Origin of the sequence: Polyangium sp. 15x6 (assembly GCF_029960785.1) — a bacterium.
GTDB lineage: Bacteria > Myxococcota_A > Polyangia > Polyangiales > Polyangiaceae > Polyangium.
The window spans coordinates 196313-214179 of record NZ_JASBQE010000003.1; the positions used below are offsets into that span (position 1 = coordinate 196313).

At 69.2% G+C, this 17867-nt stretch carries 15 protein-coding genes; 7 read left to right on the forward strand and 8 right to left on the reverse strand.

Translation table 11 applies throughout. The features are described 5' to 3' along the window. Positions 1–126: 126 nt before the first annotated feature. The gene (locus QHF83_RS03785; protein ID WP_282416377.1) at positions 127–1701 is read left to right on the forward strand and encodes a VWA domain-containing protein; all 1575 of its coding nucleotides are present in this window, start codon (positions 127–129) and stop codon (positions 1699–1701) included. Positions 1702–1714: 13 nt separating this feature from the next. On the opposite strand, the gene QHF83_RS03790 is transcribed toward QHF83_RS03785, so the two are convergent. The 4 genes from QHF83_RS03790 to QHF83_RS03805 all read right to left on the reverse strand — a co-directional run bounded on the left by QHF83_RS03790 (position 1715) and on the right by QHF83_RS03805 (position 5821). Beyond that, positions 1715–2941, reverse strand: a complete 1227-nt coding sequence (locus tag QHF83_RS03790) for an MFS transporter (RefSeq protein ID WP_282416378.1) — start codon at positions 2939–2941, stop codon at positions 1715–1717. Continuing rightward, on the reverse strand, positions 2938–3546 hold the full coding sequence (locus QHF83_RS03795) for a TetR family transcriptional regulator (protein ID WP_282416379.1): 609 nt from the start codon (positions 3544–3546) through the stop codon (positions 2938–2940). Before QHF83_RS03795 ends, QHF83_RS03790 begins: the two co-directional genes overlap by 4 nt. Before the next feature lie 81 nt (positions 3547–3627). Next, positions 3628–4578 (reverse strand): hypothetical protein, encoded by a 951-nt coding sequence (locus tag QHF83_RS03800; RefSeq protein WP_282416380.1) that lies wholly within the window; start codon positions 4576–4578, stop codon positions 3628–3630. A gap of 121 nt (positions 4579–4699) precedes the next feature. Beyond that, positions 4700–5821, reverse strand: a complete 1122-nt coding sequence (locus QHF83_RS03805; protein WP_282416381.1) for a hypothetical protein — start codon at positions 5819–5821, stop codon at positions 4700–4702. A 50-nt stretch (positions 5822–5871) separates the two neighbouring features. Here QHF83_RS03805 and QHF83_RS03810 point away from each other — a divergent pair, with 50 nt between their 5' ends. Further along, positions 5872–6837: a serine/threonine-protein kinase gene (locus QHF83_RS03810; protein ID WP_282416382.1), complete on the forward strand. Its 966-nt coding sequence runs from the start codon at positions 5872–5874 to the stop codon at positions 6835–6837. 39 nt (positions 6838–6876) lie between these two features. Next, on the forward strand, positions 6877–7263 hold the full coding sequence (locus tag QHF83_RS03815) for a hypothetical protein (RefSeq protein ID WP_282416383.1): 387 nt from the start codon (positions 6877–6879) through the stop codon (positions 7261–7263). Between the two features lies 1 nt (position 7264). On the opposite strand, the gene QHF83_RS03820 is transcribed toward QHF83_RS03815, so the two are convergent. Genes QHF83_RS03820 through QHF83_RS03835 form a run of 4 tightly spaced genes read right to left on the reverse strand, consistent with a single transcriptional unit; the run spans position 7265 to position 11615 of the window. Beyond that, positions 7265–8215 (reverse strand): hypothetical protein, encoded by a 951-nt coding sequence (locus QHF83_RS03820; RefSeq protein ID WP_282416384.1) that lies wholly within the window; start codon positions 8213–8215, stop codon positions 7265–7267. 10 nt (positions 8216–8225) lie between these two features. Beyond that, complete coding sequence (locus QHF83_RS03825) at positions 8226–8906, reverse strand: hypothetical protein (RefSeq protein WP_282416385.1); 681 nt, start codon at positions 8904–8906, stop codon at positions 8226–8228. A gap of 38 nt (positions 8907–8944) precedes the next feature. Beyond that, positions 8945–10393, reverse strand: coding sequence for a GuaB1 family IMP dehydrogenase-related protein (locus QHF83_RS03830; protein ID WP_282416386.1), 1449 nt, complete (start codon positions 10391–10393; stop codon positions 8945–8947). Between the two features lie 52 nt (positions 10394–10445). Then, positions 10446–11615, reverse strand: coding sequence for a hypothetical protein (locus tag QHF83_RS03835; protein WP_282416387.1), 1170 nt, complete (start codon positions 11613–11615; stop codon positions 10446–10448). A 201-nt stretch (positions 11616–11816) separates the two neighbouring features. Here QHF83_RS03835 and QHF83_RS03840 point away from each other — a divergent pair, with 201 nt between their 5' ends. The 4 genes from QHF83_RS03840 (at position 11817) to QHF83_RS03855 (ending at position 17804) form a co-directional block, all read left to right on the forward strand. Next, the gene (locus QHF83_RS03840) at positions 11817–13631 is read left to right on the forward strand and encodes a hypothetical protein (protein WP_282416388.1); all 1815 of its coding nucleotides are present in this window, start codon (positions 11817–11819) and stop codon (positions 13629–13631) included. Next, positions 13628–15394, forward strand: coding sequence for an acetyltransferase (locus QHF83_RS03845; protein ID WP_282416389.1), 1767 nt, complete (start codon positions 13628–13630; stop codon positions 15392–15394). Before QHF83_RS03840 ends, QHF83_RS03845 begins: the two co-directional genes overlap by 4 nt. A gap of 23 nt (positions 15395–15417) precedes the next feature. Then, complete coding sequence (locus tag QHF83_RS03850) at positions 15418–16869, forward strand: outer membrane protein transport protein (protein WP_282416390.1); 1452 nt, start codon at positions 15418–15420, stop codon at positions 16867–16869. Positions 16870–16982: 113 nt separating this feature from the next. Then, a complete protein-coding gene (locus QHF83_RS03855) occupies positions 16983–17804 on the forward strand; it encodes an alpha/beta hydrolase (RefSeq protein ID WP_348980424.1) in 822 nt (273 codons plus the stop codon). Positions 17805–17867 lie beyond the last annotated feature (63 nt).

Here is a 17867-nt window from a genome sequence, read left to right on the forward strand (position 1 = left end):
CTTTTCTCCCGGGACTTGTGTCATCTTGGGCCGGGGCGCGGCTCGTTTTTGGTGCCTCGCGGCAGAGATGCCGGGGTGCTGGAGGGCACGGACCTTGCCACGCTTCCCTTCGCCTGGAGGTCTTGCATGAAGCGATCGTCTTCTCTTCCCTTCGTCTTCCCTGCGCTCTGCGCCGCCTGGATCGGCGGCATTGGCCTTGGGCTCGCCGCGTGCGCGGCCGATTCGGCGCCGGGCGACTCGACCAACGGTGATGGGGGCAGCGGCGGCGGTGTGCAGCAGGGCGGCTCTGGTGGCGGGCCGGGAGGCACCACGAGCGGCTCCGGCCCCGACGAGAAGCCTCCGCCTCACCCGGACGACACCCTCGTCAAGATCATCGAGGCCCCCGCGCCCCTCGGCTGCATGGGCATGGATCAGTCCAAGCCGACCACCTTCTTCGTCTCGGCCGACGACTCGAACTCCATGGCGTCGCCGGTCCACGTCCGCGACCTGCTCCGGCTCGGGATGGAGCCTTACCCGAGTGAGATCCGCACCCACGAATTCTTGAATTACTACCAGATCCAGTATCCCGCGGCCCCGACGGGCCAGCTCACCCTCTTCCCCGAGCTCGAAGTCGAAAAGGAGGCCCCGGAACAGCTCTATTTCCAGGTCGCTCTCCGCTCCTTCAACGCGATCGAGCCGCGAAGGCCGATGAACATCACGTTCCTCGTCGACACCTCGGGCTCCATGCAGGGCCCGGGCCTCACGCGGGCGAGGGCCGCCGTCTCGGCCATCGCGTCGCAGCTCGCGGCCGGCGACCTCGTGGGAATCGTCACGTGGGGCGCGGCGAACAACGTCCTGCTCGCCGATCACGTGGCCACAGGCCCGAACGATCCGGCGATCCTCGCCGTCGTCGACGCCCTCACGGCGAGCGGCGGGACGGATCTCAAGAGTGGCCTCCATGCGGGCTACGACCTCGCCCAGAAGCATTATGCCCCGGGGCGCTTGAACCGCGTCGTCCTCATCAGCGACGGCGGCGCGAACGTCGGCGTCACCGATGCCGATCGTATTGCGATGGCGGCCGCGGACGCCGACAAGGAGGGCATTTACCTCCTCGGCGTCGCGACGGGCCCGGCGCTCACGCACAATGACGCGATCATGGATACGCTGACCGACAAGGGCCGCGGCGCGTACGTGTATCTCGATTCCACCGACGAGGCCACGAACATGTTCGTCAAGCGATTCGACGAGACCATGGACATCGCGGCCCGCAGCGTCAGCGTCGAGCTCACGCTCCCCTGGTACTTCAACATGCAGAAGTTTTACGGCGAGGAATACGCGACGGACAAGACGGAGGTGGAGCCGCAGCACCTCGCGCCGAATGACGCGATGATCTTCAGCCAGGTCCTTGAAGCCTGCGACCCGATGGTCGTCAATCCGAGCGATCCGGTCACGATTCGCGCCGTCTGGACCACGCCGATCACCTACACCAAGCAGACGACGGAGGTCACGACGACGATCGGCGAGCTCCTCGACGCGCAAAAGATGGGGCTGCCGAAGGGCAGGGTGATCGTCATGTACGCCGAGGCCTTGAAGCGCCCGGGCAAGGAGAGCCTCACCAAGGCGCGCGACGCGGCCCTCGCATACGACCCGGAGCTCGCCGATCCGGTGATCGCCGAGATCGTCTCGCTCATCGAGAAGCACCCGCAGTTCCCCGCGCCCTGAGCCCTCGCGGAAATCAGCCTCGCATCACTGCGGGCTCGAGCCCCCGTCCGCTTCGGAAGACCAACCCCACGAATCCCACGGCGAGCGCGGCCAGCGCGGCGGCCAGCGTGAAATGCCCCGCATACCCCAGCGCCTTCGCGGAAAACCCGCTCGCCGCCGCAGCTAGTCCGCTCGCCGCCACCACCACCGAGGCTTGCACCGTGTAATCGGCCCCCGCGTGCTCGGGGCGGCATGAATTCATCATCGCCGTGAACAGCGATGCCGTCGCCATGCCGCCCGCGACGTGCTCGACGCCGCACACCAAAGCGAGCGTCGACATCGAAGGCGCGTGCCTCGCCACGAGCGCATACAGCAGCACCGCGAGCGCTTGCAGCGTCCCGAATCCGAGGAGCGCGCGCCGATATCCGAGCCTTCGCACGAGCCCGCCCCCGAGCATGGCGCCGACGAGCCCCGCGCTGATCCCCACGATGTTCAGCGTGCTCACCTGCGTGAGATCGAGCCCCGCGCCCTTTTCGTCCACGAAGAAGGGCTTCAGCATGGCCGTGGCGAAATGCTCACCGGCCTTGTAGACGAAGAGCAGCCCGAGCCACGCGAATGCCCCGGGGCGCGTGAGCCAGTAGGACAAACTCGGCGCCTCGCGGGCCGGGGGCGTCGCGCTCTCCGGCTCGCGGAAGAGCGCGATCGGCAACGTGGCGACGAGCAGCAGCGCGCCGAGAACCGTCAGCGTGATCCGGAAGCCCGTCGCGTGAAACACTCGGAGCAGGAGGCCGCCGCCGAGGACCATTCCCATGCGATACGCCGCCACCTGGAGCCCATTGCCCCAGCCGAGCTCGTGCGCCGCGAGCAGGTTCACGGCGAGGCCGTCGGTCGCGATGTCCTGCGTCGACGCGAGCAGGTTGACGAAAAAGACGGAGGCGAGGAGCCATTCGATCGTCGGCCCGCCGTTCCAGGCGGCGACGCCGAAGACGAGCAACACCGAGAGGAGCTGGATCGGCAGGATCACGCCGCGCCGCCGCCCGAGCCGACCCGCGCCGCGTCGATCCAGGTAGGGCGACCAGAGGAACTTCAGCGCCCAGGGCAGCGCGAGCAGGTAGGTCAGGCCAATGGCCGGCAAGGACAAACCCATCGTCTTGAGGATCGCCGGCAGCGCGTCCTGGAAGAAACCATAAGGCAGACCCTGCGAAAAATAGAGGCTCGACAGCAATCCGAGCTTCGTCAGCGTGCTCTTCGGGATCGTCACACGGCCTCCTTCGTGTCTTCGGCCGCCTCGTCGAGCAGGCCCTTCGCCATGCGTTTCGCCGTGGCCGCGGCCGAGCCCTTGGGCGTGAGGCCGGGCGCCGCCGCGGCGAGCACGAAATACCCCTGAATCGCCGCGAAAAGCCCCGCCGCCACGCCGCGCGCCCGCCGCGCGCCGATCACCTCGGCGCAGAGACCTTCCAGCCGCTCGAGATCCTCCCGCGCGACCTTCTCGTAGGCCGCGCGCACTTCCGGCTGCTTCACGGCCTCCGCCGAGATCGTCACCCACGCCGCCACCGCGGCCGGATCCGCGTCTTTCCCCGTCGCGAGATATGCATCGAGGAACGCATCGACCTTCGCCCGCGCGCTACTCGCCCGCGTGACCCGCGCGGAGACCCGCGCCCGCGCCCGCGCCGCGAGTTCGTTCACGCAGACGAGCAGGATCTCCTGTTTGTCGCGGAAATGGTAGTGCACGAGCCCGGGCGAGAGCCCCGCCGCGCGCGCGACCTCCTGGATCGTGGCCCGCTCGTAGCCGCGCTCCGCCATCACGGCGAGCAGCCCCTCCACGATCTGACTCCGGCGCTCCTCGGTGTTCGACGGTCGGGCCACCCTTCGCTCCGTTGTTTGGTTGACCAACCTATAAATGAGGAGGCGAGCGAGGTCAAGGCCGGGGTCCTCTCGCCTCGCGGATCAGAGCAAATTCAGGTGGAAATGCGGCTCCGGCCCGTCCCGCTCGTCCATGAGCGTCACGCCCGGCTCCTGCTTCACGGCCTCGCGCAGCGCCTTCTCCAGCGCGCCGTCCATGTTCCACGACCGCACGTCGACCGCGCCCGATTTCAGGTGCTTCGACACGTACGTCCCGCGCCCGATCTGCGCCTCGATCACCTCGCGCATCGCGCGGATCGCGCCTTTTCGTTTCTCCCCGCGGGAGGCGGCGTCGCGATAAGCGTTGCGAACCTCGGTCGCCGCGGCCTTGTTCTCGTAGAGCGCCACCACGTCGTCGCCGCGCTTCAGCTTGTCGTACATGAGCTGCGCTTGCCTTTGCGGCGTGCGCGTTCCGCCCGTCACCACGAGCCGCTTCTTCGTCGCCTTGTGATACCGCGCCGCGATGCGCTCGAGCCGCTTCGCATTCGTGTCCGTGAGGCGCAGATCGCGGGCCAGCACCTCCATGTGGTTCGTGCCGGCCACCTTCTGCAGAGGCTCGGGCGTCGCGTCCTTGCCTTCGCCGGCGCCGTCCTGCGTCGTCACGCGGAAGCTCTTCACGTCGTCGTGGCCGCGGCACGCCTTGCACGCCCCGGCCGCGTTCTCGCCGTTCTTGAGCTTCACGTCGAGCTGCTCGACCGTGCCGCCCTTGGTCACGAGCTCGATGCGGACCTTGAGCGCGTCCTCGTAGCCGCTCTTGATCTCCACGGTGGACGCCGCGTCCTCGTCGTCCCCTTCGCCCTCGCCCTCGCCCTCGTCGCCCTCGGGCCGCGCGCACGTCCGGAGCTCGAGCTTCTCGTAGCCCTTGCCGGCCGCGCGCCACGCCGAGCAGCGCGGCGCGTCCCCGGCCCGCGCCTCGCCCGGCGACACGACCATGAAGGCGAAGAGCGCCGCGGACATGCCCCACGCACGCAACCACGATTCCCCGAGACCGAGCACGACGACATACCTTCCTGCCGGGCCCCTCCGGCGCCGGCACAGACGCTTTCGCGCGCTCGCCCGCTGCCACGAGTCACGCCGCGTGTCAAGCGTTATGGCGCGAACCGCGGGAAAACGCGGCTCATCGGCCGACCTTCATCACGCTCCCGCCGTTCGTCGCGTCCACCCAGAAGATACACGCCTTTCCCAGCGCGAAACGCGTCAAGCCCGCCCGCCCGCTCACGTGCACGCGCGGCGTCTCGGCCCCGCATCCGGCCGCGGGGCAGCTCCGGATCGCGCCGTCCGCCGTGTCGCTCCAGTAGACGCGCCCCCCGGAGACGGCCACGTCGAAGGGTTTTTCCGCGGCCACACCGGGAGCGATCTCCATGGGACCGTTGCAATACCCGCCCTTCGGACACCGCCGGATCGTGCCGCCCGGCTGCCACGACGGATAATAAAACGAATCGTTGTCCACCGCGACGGACGTGGGGAAGTTGAGCGCGCCGGCGACGGTCGTCGCGCTTCCCCCGGACGAACCCTGATAGATCGCGCCATTGGCGTTGCCATTGCCGAACTCGACCCAGAAGAGCTGGCCGCCGCTCGCGAGGATCGTGTCCGGTCGGAAGAGCCCCGTGGCATACGGCTTCGGCGCGGCGCAGTCGCCCGGCGCGCAGCCGTACACGCGGCCGTCGGCGTCGGCCGTGCCCCGATCCGTCCAGTAGACCGAGGCCCCGTCGAACGCGACGCGCCCGAGCGTGCCTTGCGCGATGGAGGACGTGATCTTCTGCCGCGTCTCCATGCACGCGTCCGCCGTGCAGGACCAGAGCCCCTCGTCGTCCCCGTAAAACACGTTTCCGCTCCGCACCACGAGGCAACGCGGCGCGACCGCGGTCGTGAGCGTCTCCGGCGCATCCGCGCTCGAGACGAACCGCATGACCTCGCCGCCCTCCTGGTTCACCCAGTACACGCCGTCGTTATCGGCCACGAGATCCACGGCGCCGAGCGCGAACGCCGGCCCTTCCGCGACGGGCTCGGGCGCGCACCCTCCCTCGGGACACGGATCACATTCGAGCACGAGCGATCCGGGACCGCTGCCGCTGCCACCGCTGCCGCTCGTGGTGCTGCTCCCGACATTGCTCCCGCCGCCGGCCGCGGCGCTCGGCAGGCCCGCGCCGAGGCGGTCGAGGTCGAGCCAGCATGCGGCCGCCGGGAGCGCGACCGCCGCGAGCAAGAGGCCGGGAACGAAGCTTGGGCGCGGAAGCATGGCTGCAGTGTAACCCGCTCGCGGCGCGGTCGTGGTAACCTCGGCCCCGCATGATGTCGGAATCGGACGAGGAGATCGCCGCGCGGCGCATCGGCACGTCGGTCGGAAGCTGGATGATCGAGCGCGTGATCGGCATCGGCGGCATGGCGAGCGTTTTCCTCGGCCGCCGCGCCGATGGATGCGTCGCGGCCATCAAGGTCCTCCACCCCTATCTGCTCGACGTGCGCGAGCTTCGAAAGCGCTTCCTCCGCGAAGGGCCCATCGGCAGCGCGCTCGCGGCCGTCGGCCCGCTCTGCGAAGGGCTGCCGCAGGTCTACGAGTCGGGCGTGGCCGAGGACGGCGCGGCGTTCCTCGCGATGGAGCTGCTCGACGGCGAGACCGTCTTCGATCGCATGGCGCGCAAGGGCGTGCTCTCCGTCGACGAGGTTTTACGGATCGCGCACAAGGTCCTCGACGTGCTCGTCGTCGCGCACGCGTTCGGCATCGTGCATCGCGACCTCAAGCCCGAGAACTTGCACGTCGGGAGGGACGCGCGGATCAAGGTGCTCGATTTCGGCATCGCGCGCGTCGACACGCTGCCCGAGGGCACCGCGGAGCTGCCCGAGAAGACGGCCACGCGGACGGGCGTCGCCATCGGCAGCTACGAGTACATGGCGCCCGAGCAGGCCATGGGGAGAAACCAGGAGCTCGACGGCCGCACCGACATCTTCGCGCTCGGCGCGACGATGTTTCGCCTGCTCGGCGGCCGCTACGTGCACGGCGAGCTCGAAGGCGCGGTCCTCCTCGTCGCCGCGGCCACGCGGCCGGCGCCTCCGCTCGCGTCCCTCGCGCCGCACATCCCCGCGCCGGTGTGCCGCGTCGTCGACATCGCGCTCGCGTTTCAAAAGGAGGCGCGTTATCCCGACGCGGCGACGATGCGCTTCGACGTTTACTCGCTCCGCGCCGGCAAGGCGCCGCCGTACGCGACGGCCGTCGCCGAAGGGCGTATTCGCGCGGGGGATCGCCCGCCCCGCTGACCTTGACATTCCACGCCTCGCGCGGTCCCATCGGCGCCCGTGGAAACGTTCAAGGTGTGCGGCTGGCCCGCGTGGGTCATTCTGCTCTTCGCGCTCCTGGGGTTTGGCCTCGCGGCTCTCGGCTTCTTGCTCTCGCTCATGAAGAAGCCGCTCGGCGGCGCGATCGTGGGCGGGGTCGGGATCCTCGTGTCGCTCGGCTCGGTCGGGATGGGGCCCGTCGGCGCGATGCTGGGCCGATCCATGACGGACACTGCGCTCGCCGGGGATCACATCGACGCGTCCCAGAGGGCGCGTATCCGCGAGGTGGGGTATGCCGAAGCCGACGGTTGCAAGGACGTCGGCCTGGCCCTCGGGACCACGCCGCTCCTCGCGTCCATCGGCGCCCTCGCCCTCGGAATCGTCCTCCACGGCCGCAAGAAGGGCTGATTCAGGCCGCCGCGTCGATCCCGATTGCCGCGACGAACCTCTTCGCGAGCGCCTCCGCCTCCGCCGCGTCGGGCAAACCGAGGACCTCGAGCGCCTCGTCGCGCCCGGCATCCCGCACCCGCGGCGCCAGGAGCGCCCGCGCGGCTTTCTGGCGCGCCGCCTCCACGCGCGCGCGCGCCGCGGGGCCGAGCCGCCGCCGCGCCCAGGCGTCGATCGCATACGCGAGCGCCGCGTGGCGCGCCTCGTCGTCGGCGATCTGCGCCATTGCGACACGCACCTCCGCGTCCCTCGCGAACGCCGCTTGCCACCGCGCCACGAGCGCCCCGAACGCCTCCCGCACGCAACCCTCGGCCGCGTTGTGCGTCGCAAGCTCTTCCAGCGAAGCGTGTCGCATCACGCTCATCGTTTGTCCAGGCACACGCGCCCCGTACCTCCGCGCGAGCGCCCGCGTGCGCCGCGTGTGCCTCCGCTCCTCCTCGGCCGCTCGTGACGCTGCCCGGCGGAGCTTCCGCGGCGCTCCGAGCGCGGCGAGATCCCGCCCGAGCTCCCGGAAGGCGATCACCGATCCGGCTTCGAGCGCGGCCGCGTGCACGAGCCATTCGCCCGCCGCGCCGAGGTCCTTGGTGTCCCAACGTTTTTTCGGGCTGCCCTGCCCGAGCGGACGCCGCCCCGCGCTGCAATCCGCCATCCGCGTGCACTCGATCGCGGGCATCGTCCCGCCGTCTTCGAGCGGGATCGACGTCGGCACGCACGAGATACCGTTCGGGCATTTGCGCTGGCACTCGTCGGCGAGCCAGTCCCCGGCGTCCTCGACGCCGCCGTCGCTGCTCGGCGGCAGGAGCGGGATCTGCGCCACGTCGTCCGGACAGGGCCCGCACGAGAGCCCCCGCGCCCCGAGCGCCGTCGTGGCGATGATGATGCCGAGGAGCTTTTCGAGTTGCGTCTTGTTCATGGCGTCGTCCTCAGGGCGAGGTAGGGATCAGAATCGAGCGCGTTTGCATCCCGCCGGGCGCGGGCGACGCGCCGAGCCCGGGCGCGATGGTCCCGCTCGACGAGGACCGCGTGATCCACACGCGAAAATCGCAATCCGTCGTCCCGGGCTCGATCGCGAGATCCGCCGGCTGGATCGCATACACGCCGGGATCCTCCACGAAGTACCGCGAAATCGGCCATGACAAACACGGGGCCGTCACGTCGAGCCACGTCTCGAACGCGCCGTCCGCCGCGTCCCAGTGGATCGGGATGGGCGACGCGCGCGAGGCCGTCGCGCTCGGGACCACGATCGAAAAAGGCGGCGGCGCGACGAGCTTGCTCACGAATCGCTCGCTGCCGCGCGAAAGGACGAGGTCGAACGCCGTGGCGGTCGTCTCGAGCTGCGCCACGTATCCGAACCCGTTGGGGACGAGGGTTTGCGCCGGCCCGCCCGGCTCTTCGAGGCTCAAGCGATCGGGGTTTTCCAACGTGACGCCCGTCCCGTCGCCGAGCATCGTGACCAGCACCTGGGCCGTGCCGCCGTTCGTGCGCAGCTCGGCGAACAGCGAGAGCTCGTCCGGCGCGAACGAGGTCGAGCCGCGCGTCTCGGCAGGTTCGCTGCACGCCGTGGCGGAGGCGAGGAGCAACACGGCGGGGAGCGGCGAGCGCATCCCTGGAGCTTACCCGAGAATCGCCTCCGCCGGGAGCGTCAACGCCGCACGGCGCCGTGGGGTTTGCCCTCGCCGTACCCCGCGAGCGTCTGCACCCCGATCACCGCCTTTTCGTGGAGCTCGGGCAGGCTCCGCGCGCCGGCGTACGTGCAGGCCGATTGCACGCCCGTGATCATGTCGACGAGCAGCGCGCCCACGCTCTCCTTGCCCTCCTGGATGTAAATGCGCGACGTCGAAATGCCCTCCCGGAAGAAGCCCTTCTTCGCGCGCTCGAACGGATCGATGTCCGCCGTCCGGTCGTGCACGGCGCGGGCGCTCGCCATACCGTAATTCTCCTTGTAAAGCGCGCCCTCGCGGTCTTCTTTCACGTCGCCGGGGCTCTCGTACGTGCCCGCGAGCGCGGTGCCCACCATCACGCGCGACGCGCCGGCCGCGAGGTAGAGCGCCACGTCGCGCGGGTATTTCACGCCGCCGTCGGCCCATGCGTGTTTTCCGCGCGCGTGCGCCTCTCGCGCGCACGCGAGCACCGAGCTGAACGTCGGCCGGCCCGCGCCCGTTTGCATGCGCGTCGTGCACATCGCGCCCGGGCCCACGTTGACCTTCACGATGTCGGCGCCCGCCTCCAGCAAATCACGCGTGCCTTCGGCCGTGCACACGTTGCCGGCGACGAGCGGCACGGCGCTCCCGATGGCCTTCCGCACCGCGCGGATGGCCTCGATCATGCGCCGCTGATGGCCGTGCGCCGTGTCGAGCACGATCGCCGAGACCCCGATGTCCACGAGCCGCCGGGCGAAGTCCGGCGCATTCGCCGAAATGCCCACGGCGGCCGCGACCATGAGCTCGCCGTTCGCGGACAAACTCGGCCGGAGCAGCTCCAGCCGCACGGCGTCGTCCCGCGTCAAGACGCCCATGAGTTTGCCCTCGGCGTCGAGCACGGGCACGGCCTTCACGCGCGCCTCTTCCATGAGGAGGAATGCGTCGCGGTTCGGCGTGCCCGCGGGGATCGTCACGAGGCGCGAGGACATCAGCGCCGAGGCGGGCGTGTACTGGTCTCGATCGCGCAAATCCGCGTGCGTGACGATGCCGAGCGGGCGGCGCTCGTCGTCCACGACGACGACCATGTCGTGGGATCGTTTGCGGATGATGCCTTGCACGTCGCGCAGGCTCTCGCGCGGCGAGACCGCGAGGGGCGTGTCGTAGCGCGGATCGGCGCTCTTGATGTGCCGGACGATCCGCTCGGTCGTATCGAGGGCCATGTCCTGGGGGAGCACGCCGAGCCCGCCGAAGCGGGCCATCGTCTCGGCCATGCGTTTGCCCGTGACGGCATTCATGTTCGCCGAGACGATCGGGTGCGACCCGCCCGGAAAATCGACCGGCCGGAGATCGACGTCGAGGCGTGACACGCCCTCGAAATACCCTGGCGTCAGGAAGACGTCTTCGAGCGCGAGCTCGAGGTTTTCGTCTCGCTCGGGATGGAGGAATCGCATGCGGCAACTGTAGCCGAATGCGGGGAAAGCGACGAGCGGATGCTCGGTGGTTCTATTGCGGACCGGCAGCGTCGGGCGCGGCAGGCGCGGGCTCGGCGGGCGCCGCGGGCGCGGGCTCCTTGGCCGGCTCGGGCGTGGGTGCGGGGGCGGCCGGGGGCTCGCTCGGCGGGGGCTTCGTGGCCTCGGGCTCGTCCTTCGGCTTCTCCGGAGCGGGCGCGGGAAGGAGGTCGCCCGTGATGTTCAGGGCGAGGATGATGTAGGGGACGGCCTGCGAGACATCCTGGCCCGTGCGATAAGGCGATTTCAGCCACCAGTTCGCGACGAGCAGGATCGTCGGCTCGAGCGCCGCGCCGTCCGGCTTCTTGAACGTCCAAGCCGCGATGGGACCGATGCGATGGATCGCGCCGGGCGCGCGGGTCTTGTCGTCGCCGGGACCGAAATGTTCGTCGTTGTAAAACGCCTGGCCCGTCGTCCAGCGCAGGCCCACGGTCAGGCGATTGTCGAGACCCTGGTAGAGGAGGTCGGCGTCGTTCGAGTACCAGAGGCCGCCGTCGCCCACGAGCAGATCGTAGAAGATATCGTAAAAAACGCGGTCGCCCTGGCGCAGCTTCATGTCGGGGCGCCCGAAGCGGAAGAGATTGCGCGCTGCGATGGGGCCGAACTTGAACTGGAGGTTCGCGCCGGCGATGAGCTGCGTCCCGGTCGTCGAATAGTTTTTCTCGGGATTGCCCTTCTCGAGATCGCCGCGCCGCGCGAGCTCGGTGTCGCTGTAGTTCACCTTCGTCGCGTCCGCCGTGGGATACGATTGCAAAAAGTTGAACGCGCCGAAATATCCGATGCCCTCGTAGAGCGCCCAGAGCTGGAGAAAGCTCGCCGGCTGGATCTGGATCGTGGGTCCGCCGCGGGCGAACGCGCCGCTCAGGGAGGGCGCGAGTCCAATGCCGATGAAATTGTCCCGTAACGCCGCGCTTTCGCTCTTGTAAAGGCGGTATCTGTAGACGAAGCGGGCGTCCGTGATGAGGCCGAGCGGATTCCACCGGAACAGCGTCAAATCGTTATAGACGATCCGGTGCTGTGGGGGCGGCCCGTCGCGGTACGCCTGGGCCTCGGCGTCCTGGGCGGTCGATAGGGTGAAAAGCGCCGCGAGGGCGGCGAGCGAAGGGGCGAGGAAGCGGCGCATGGGGAGCTCCGTGGAGAGGCGGTTGCCTCTTGAAATGGGCATCCTATGGCTCTCCATCATTGGAGGTCAAGCGTTCTGGACGTCCCGACCCGGTCCGCCGCTCCTGCCGTTGACGGAGCATGGCGCCGCACAACGATCTCGTTTGGAACGGGAGAAGGCGGACTGGCCCGGGGCTATGCCGCATCGCGTAAAGCGTCTCGGGCGGTCACGACCCTCGTTTTCGTTCCGACGGAGATGCGCTCCATGCGGACCTCGACACGCTCCCGTTTCTGGCTCCTCTGCCTACCGCTCGTCGCTTGCGGGGGCGCCGCGAATAGCGAGGTTTCCGGCGTCGACCAGCCGGCCGGGGGCGACGACGACCCGCCGCCGCAAATTCTCGCCAATCGGTTTCTCCTCGCCGTTCCCGGTCCGGAGGCGCGCGAGGAGATCACGCTGGAGCTCGACAAGGCAAAGGCGCTCGAAATGTTTGGCGAGGAGGCCGCGCGGCGCATTCGTCTCCTCGACGTCGATTCCACCGCGTTGCTCGGTCACGTCCTCGACAGCATCCGCGACGCCTGCGGCAAGGGCTGGAGGATCGATCGGAAAAACCCCGGATACGATTGCGCGCAAACGGCGCTCGGCCGGACGTTCGGGCCCGCGTGGCGGACCTCGGCCGAGTTCGGCCTCGTGCGGCTCCTCGGTATGACGCCGGCGAACGCGGAGCTCTCGGGGACGAGCCTCGAGACCTTCGCCGCGCTCGTCGAGCAAAACCCGGGCACCTTCCGTTTCGATTTCCCCAAGGTGCTCGCCGAGAGCCTCGGCATCGGCCGCACGGATCCAGTCGTGCCCACGGACGCGCTCGTCCGCGCGCTGCAGGAGAACCTGCTCGGCACGCATCCGGGCATCGACAATTCCGCCGGAAAACTCCCGGTGACCCTCTATGACGCCCTGAAAGACCTCGCGACGCTGCCCGAGAAATTCGGCCCCGTGCCGAGGGAGCATCCCGGCGTGCTCGTGCCGGACGACGCGTCTTTTGCCACGCGGAGCGACGTGCTCGGCCCCGATTTCCGGATGCACGTGATCGCCGAATCGCACCTGCGCCGTGTGCGCGGCGTCGACCTCTCGTCCGGCGGCGGCGACATGTTCGTGATGGAAGGGAGCACGCCGCTCTCGTTCGATTTCGAGGATCCCGAGCGGCTCGTGATCCAGGGCGTCGCGGACGTGCCCACGGTCGACATGCGGTTCGCGACCGTCGAGGCGGACCATTTCATCCCGGCTTGCGAGGCCGACTCCGGCTGCCGCTCATATTTTCTCGAGTCGATCGTGACGAGCGGCGCGCGGCGCGCGTACGGGCGGCGGTCGTACGATCGCTGTTTCGTCGTGCTGAACGGCGAATGTCTCGTCGGCGTGGCGATCGGGCAAGGCGGGGCGCCCCCGGGTTGGATCGCGTTCGCGAATGCGATCCGGGGCGTGACCGTGCCGGAGCCAGGATTCTTGTGGGATCTGCTCGCCGAGGTCGCGCAGATCTCGCTCCACGATCCGACGGGTGACGGCACGCCCGACATCCCGGAGGGCGCCGCGCGGCCGGTGTTCGCGCTCCAGAACGTGCCGATCGGCCCGAGCGGCGCCGAGCTCGTGCAGGCCATGCGGCCGACCTTGCAATCGCAGGCGGACTTGATGGCAAACGTCATCGTCGGCAGGTTCTGGGAGAACAACCACGACCTCGATTTCTATGTACGGCGCGGCGCGGAGGGCGGGCCGCCGCTCCTCTATTTCGTGGCGCCGTCCGATCGAAAGCCGGATCCCGCGGGCTCCGATCGTCCGAAGCCGTATGCCTACGAGCGCCCCGGGTTCTTCACGGGCCCGGAGCTCGCCGAGGGGAGCCGCGTCTCCAGGCGGCAGATTCCGGGCGTCCTCGATACGGAGCACGAGAAGGTGCCGCTATCGCCGGGCGAGCTCGTGCTTTATGCGGAGGACGACGCGCGCGACGTCTACGAGATCCGGATCCTGGTGCCCGAGGAGGAGGGACGCGACATGGTGGTCGATTTCGAGAAAGTCGCCTCGCGGAGGTCGCGATGACCACGAAACGACGCGCTCTCCTGCTCGCCCTCCTCGGCGCCTCGGCCGCGGGCTGCGTCGAGCCCGTCACGCTCGCGCCGCCCCCGCCCGAGGGCGAGCTCGCCGTGGGCGAGAGCCGCGAAATCACCTTGCGGTTCTTGCGGCTCGACGTGGAGGATTTCGCGCAGACGCTCGGCCCGGAGGAGCTCCGCAGGTTGCCGCGAAAAACCCTCGAAGAGACATGGCTCTTCGACATGGAGCTCCGGCCGCTCGTGGAGAATGCGCTCGCTCGCTTCACGCGGCTTCCCCTGGAGGAGGCGAAAGCGCTGCCGCAGCCCGCGTGGAACATGTTCGCGCTGCTCAACATGACGCCGGCGAGCGCGCGGCTCGATGGCACGTCGCTCGCCGGGCTCACGGCCGTGGGTGAGGCGGTCGGGATCTCGCCGTCGCGGATCCTCGCGGATCTCGCGGGCGTGGGGCCGAACGAGCCGCTCGCCGCGCGATCGACCGTCACCGACGTCGTGCTCGATCAGATTGTCGCGACGCACCCGCGCGCGCGGGTACGTAGGGGCCCGGTGACCGCCGATCACCCCGAGGGGTTTTACGATGTGGAGAAGGGCAAGATCGCCCTGACCCTTTACGACGTGGCCACGGATTTCGAGTCCCTTTCGGAAAGGTTTGGCCGGGCGCCGCTCGATCCGGCGTATCCGGAAGGCCCTGCGCATCCCGGGTTTCTCCGGTCCGCCTCCGGCCTCTCGACCGCCGAGGGCGGCTTCCGGATGACGGTGCGGCTCGACGTGAATGCGCTGCCGTACCGGGGCGTCGACGCCTCGCACGCGCGCGTCGCCAGCGTGAACTCGATCGGCGGGCAGATCGGCCGCGCCTTCGATTTCTCGGATCCCCGGTGGCTCGAGGTCCAGGGGCTCGCGGAGGACCTCTCGATTCGCGAAATGACGATGACGATCGAGGAGGACCCGACCTACCTCGCGCCCGGGACGAGCCGGGATCCGCGGCCGCTCGGCAATTCGCCGGTCTGGAATGCGGCGCCGTGGGCCGAGGAGCGGGTCCTCGCCGAGACGGGGCGGCGCCTCGCGGCGCGGATCTCGCCCCATTGCACCACGTATTCGCCCGCGGGCGAGGTCTCCGATCCCTTCGAGGCCGTGCGGGTTTGCATCGACGCGGACGGCTGGGTGCAGATCGACGTGGATCCGAGCGTGATCCTCGCGGAGCCGCCGCCGCGGCCGTCCTATTACTGGGACATGCTGCTCGAAGTCGCGCAGGCGCGCATGCACGACGGCGGGCTCGCGGAGGGCGAGGCGAACGTGGTGATGCCCGTGCACGACGTGCCCGTCGGTGTGCGGACGGAGGACGTCGTCGCGCGGATCCGGGAGAACATCGAGACGAACCCCGCGGCGCTCCGGGACATGGCCGAGGCGCTGACGCAGAACACCCGCGGCGACGCCGATTTCTTTTACGTGCAGCCCGAGGGGACCGCCGAGGATTGGCTCTATTTCGTCGCGCCCGAGGACATCCGCGAGGATGCGGAGGGCAAACCCGTCCGGCCCTATGCCTACACGAGCCCGGGTTTTTTTGCCGATCCCGCGCTCACGCAAAAGGTGTCCGAGCGTATCGAGATCGACGGGGACACCACGCACGAAAAGGTGCGCATCGAGCCGGGGGATCGGCTCTACGTGAAGGACGCCGAGGGGCGCGTCTTCGAGATCGTCGCGGAGGAGAAGCCGAGCCTGCACAGGCTCGCGCTCGTCGTGACGCGCGCGTCGTGAATCGATCGAAGGGGGAGAGCACCATGTCACGTCGTCCGCTGCGTATCGCGTCCCTGCCCCTCGTCCTCGGCTCGCTCGTCGCATCCCGAAGCGCGGGCGCCTCCGGGCTCGATGCGCCGCTCGTGGGGAGCGGGCAATCCGGGCCGACGATCGGAGACGCCGCCGCCATTCACTGGAACCCCGCGGCGCTCGCCGATATCGATCGCCCCGAGCTCTTCGGCGGCGCGGGCCTCATCGCAGGGAGGGTCGGGTATCGCCGCGAGCGGCGTGGGGTCTACCAGACGCCCGACAGCTTGCGATTGCGCGGGCCCATGGCGACCGGCGAGACGGACCCCGGAAAGCGAGGTTTTTCCGAGGAGGTGGCGGCGACGCCGATCGCCCCGACGGGGGATCTGTTCTTCGCGTTGCCCGTGGCCCAGCATCGCCTCGTCTTCGGGCTCGGCGCGTACGTGCCTTATGCGGCGGCCCTCGAGTTCCCGGCAAACGGCCCGCAGGCGTGGCAGCTCCAGCAGGCCTTCATCGTGGCGTCCTACGTGACCGCGAGCGCGGCCTTGCGCGTCCTGCCAAACCTCTCGTTCGGCGCGGGCGTCTCGTACGTGGGCGGGCTCGCGACCCTCCGCAAGAAGCAAGATTTTGCCGAGCTGCCCGAGTTCCAGCGCGCATTCTCGGATCCGCCGATTGGTCAGCCAAACGAGTTCGGGCCGAACGCGCCGAGCCATGTGCGCGAGCTCGACGTGCTCTCACGGCCCATCTCGATCACGAGCGCCCTGAGCCACGGGATCTCGTTCAACGCTGGCCTCTTGTATCAGCCCTCCGAGGACGTGCGCCTCGCGCTCGCTTACCAGCACGGCGCGCAGATGCGTTATCGGGGGAGCTTCGCGCTCGACATGAACGATCCGTTCTTCACGCAGGACCTCGCCGCGCAGGGGCTCCGGTATCCGCCCCTCGTCGAGGGAGATGCCGAGCTTGCGTTCCGGCTCCCGAAGCGGATCACGGCGGGCGCGTCGTATCAGGCGACGGGCGCCTTCCGCGTCGACGGGTTCGTCCAGTACGTCACCTATTCGGACGTGGACGCGTTCGTCGTGACGACCCGATCGCCGTCGCTCGCGCAGCCGAAGCTCGGGATCGGCCCTTCGGTGCAGGCGATCCTGCCGCGGAAATGGAACGACACGGTATGGGTGGAGGCCAATGGGCGGTTCGCGATCTCTCGGCTCTTCACGATGTCGGCGACGCTCGGATATCAATCGCCGGCCTCGCCCGACGAGACGATCGACGTGGGCTCGCCGGACGGGCACCGGCTCATCGGCGGCCTCGGGGCGGTGGTCCGGGCGACGAAATGGCTCGATCTGCACGCCGACGCGCGCGCGCAGGGGATCCTGCCGCGGACGGTGACGACCTCGCGGAGCGACGTCGCCAACGGCAGGTACACGATGGCGATCGGATACCTCGGGGGGCACGCGAAGGCGCGGTTCTAGCGCGGCGATCGCGTTCCCGGCGCAATTGCCGCCCGAAGTGCGGCCGCCTGGGGCTCATTCCTCAGGAGTAGACGGCGCTTGTCGGTCGCCCACATTTCTGCTGGAATGCTCCCGTGACGAACCTCCGACCCCGTGATCGTGCTGCCCGCCTCCCCAGTGTCCGCATCCCCTATGGCCCCGGCCCGAGCCAGTTTGGCGAGCTCCGTGTCCCCCCGGGGCCCGGCCCGCATCCCGTGGCGGTGGTCCTTCACGGGGGATGCTGGACCACCATGGTCGCGCTCGATATCATGAGCCCCTTGAGCGAGGCTCTCACGAACGAGGGCCTCGCCACGTGGAACGTCGAATTTCGGCGGATCACGATGGGCAAATCGGATTCGGGATATCCAGACACGTTCCTCGACGTGGGCGCGGCCATCGACGAGCTCCGTGCAATCGCGCCCGCCTACGATCTTGATCTCGACCGGGTGAAGGCTGTCGGTCACTCCGCAGGCGGACAGCTCGCCCTCTGGGCGGCAGCGCGCCCCCGCCTCCCGGAGACGAGCGGCATCCGCGGCTCCGCCCCGCTTCCTTTGCGCGGCGTCGTCTCCCTCGCTGGCGTCCTCGATCTCGCCGATGCGACGGCGCGGGGCCTCTGCGGAAACCTCGCCGATCAGCTCCTCGGCGGGACGAAGGCCCAGGTGCCGGAACGTTATGCAGAGACGAACCCCGCGGAGCTCTTGCCCATCGGCGTGCGGCAGGTGCTCGTTCACGGGGCCGCCGATGTCGTCGTCCCGCTCTCGGGGAGCGAGACATATCGCGCCCGCGCGTACGCTGCTGGGGATCGGATCTCCTTGACGGCGATCCCCGACGCCGATCACTTCGACGTGATTACCCCCTCGTCGACCAAGTGGCCGCAAGTGCGCGCGCGCATTCTCGGCATCTACAGAGGCGAATGATAACGAGTGCGTCAAACTTTCCACGGCATCTTCGATCTGTGTTCTGGGTCTCGAAGACAGGCC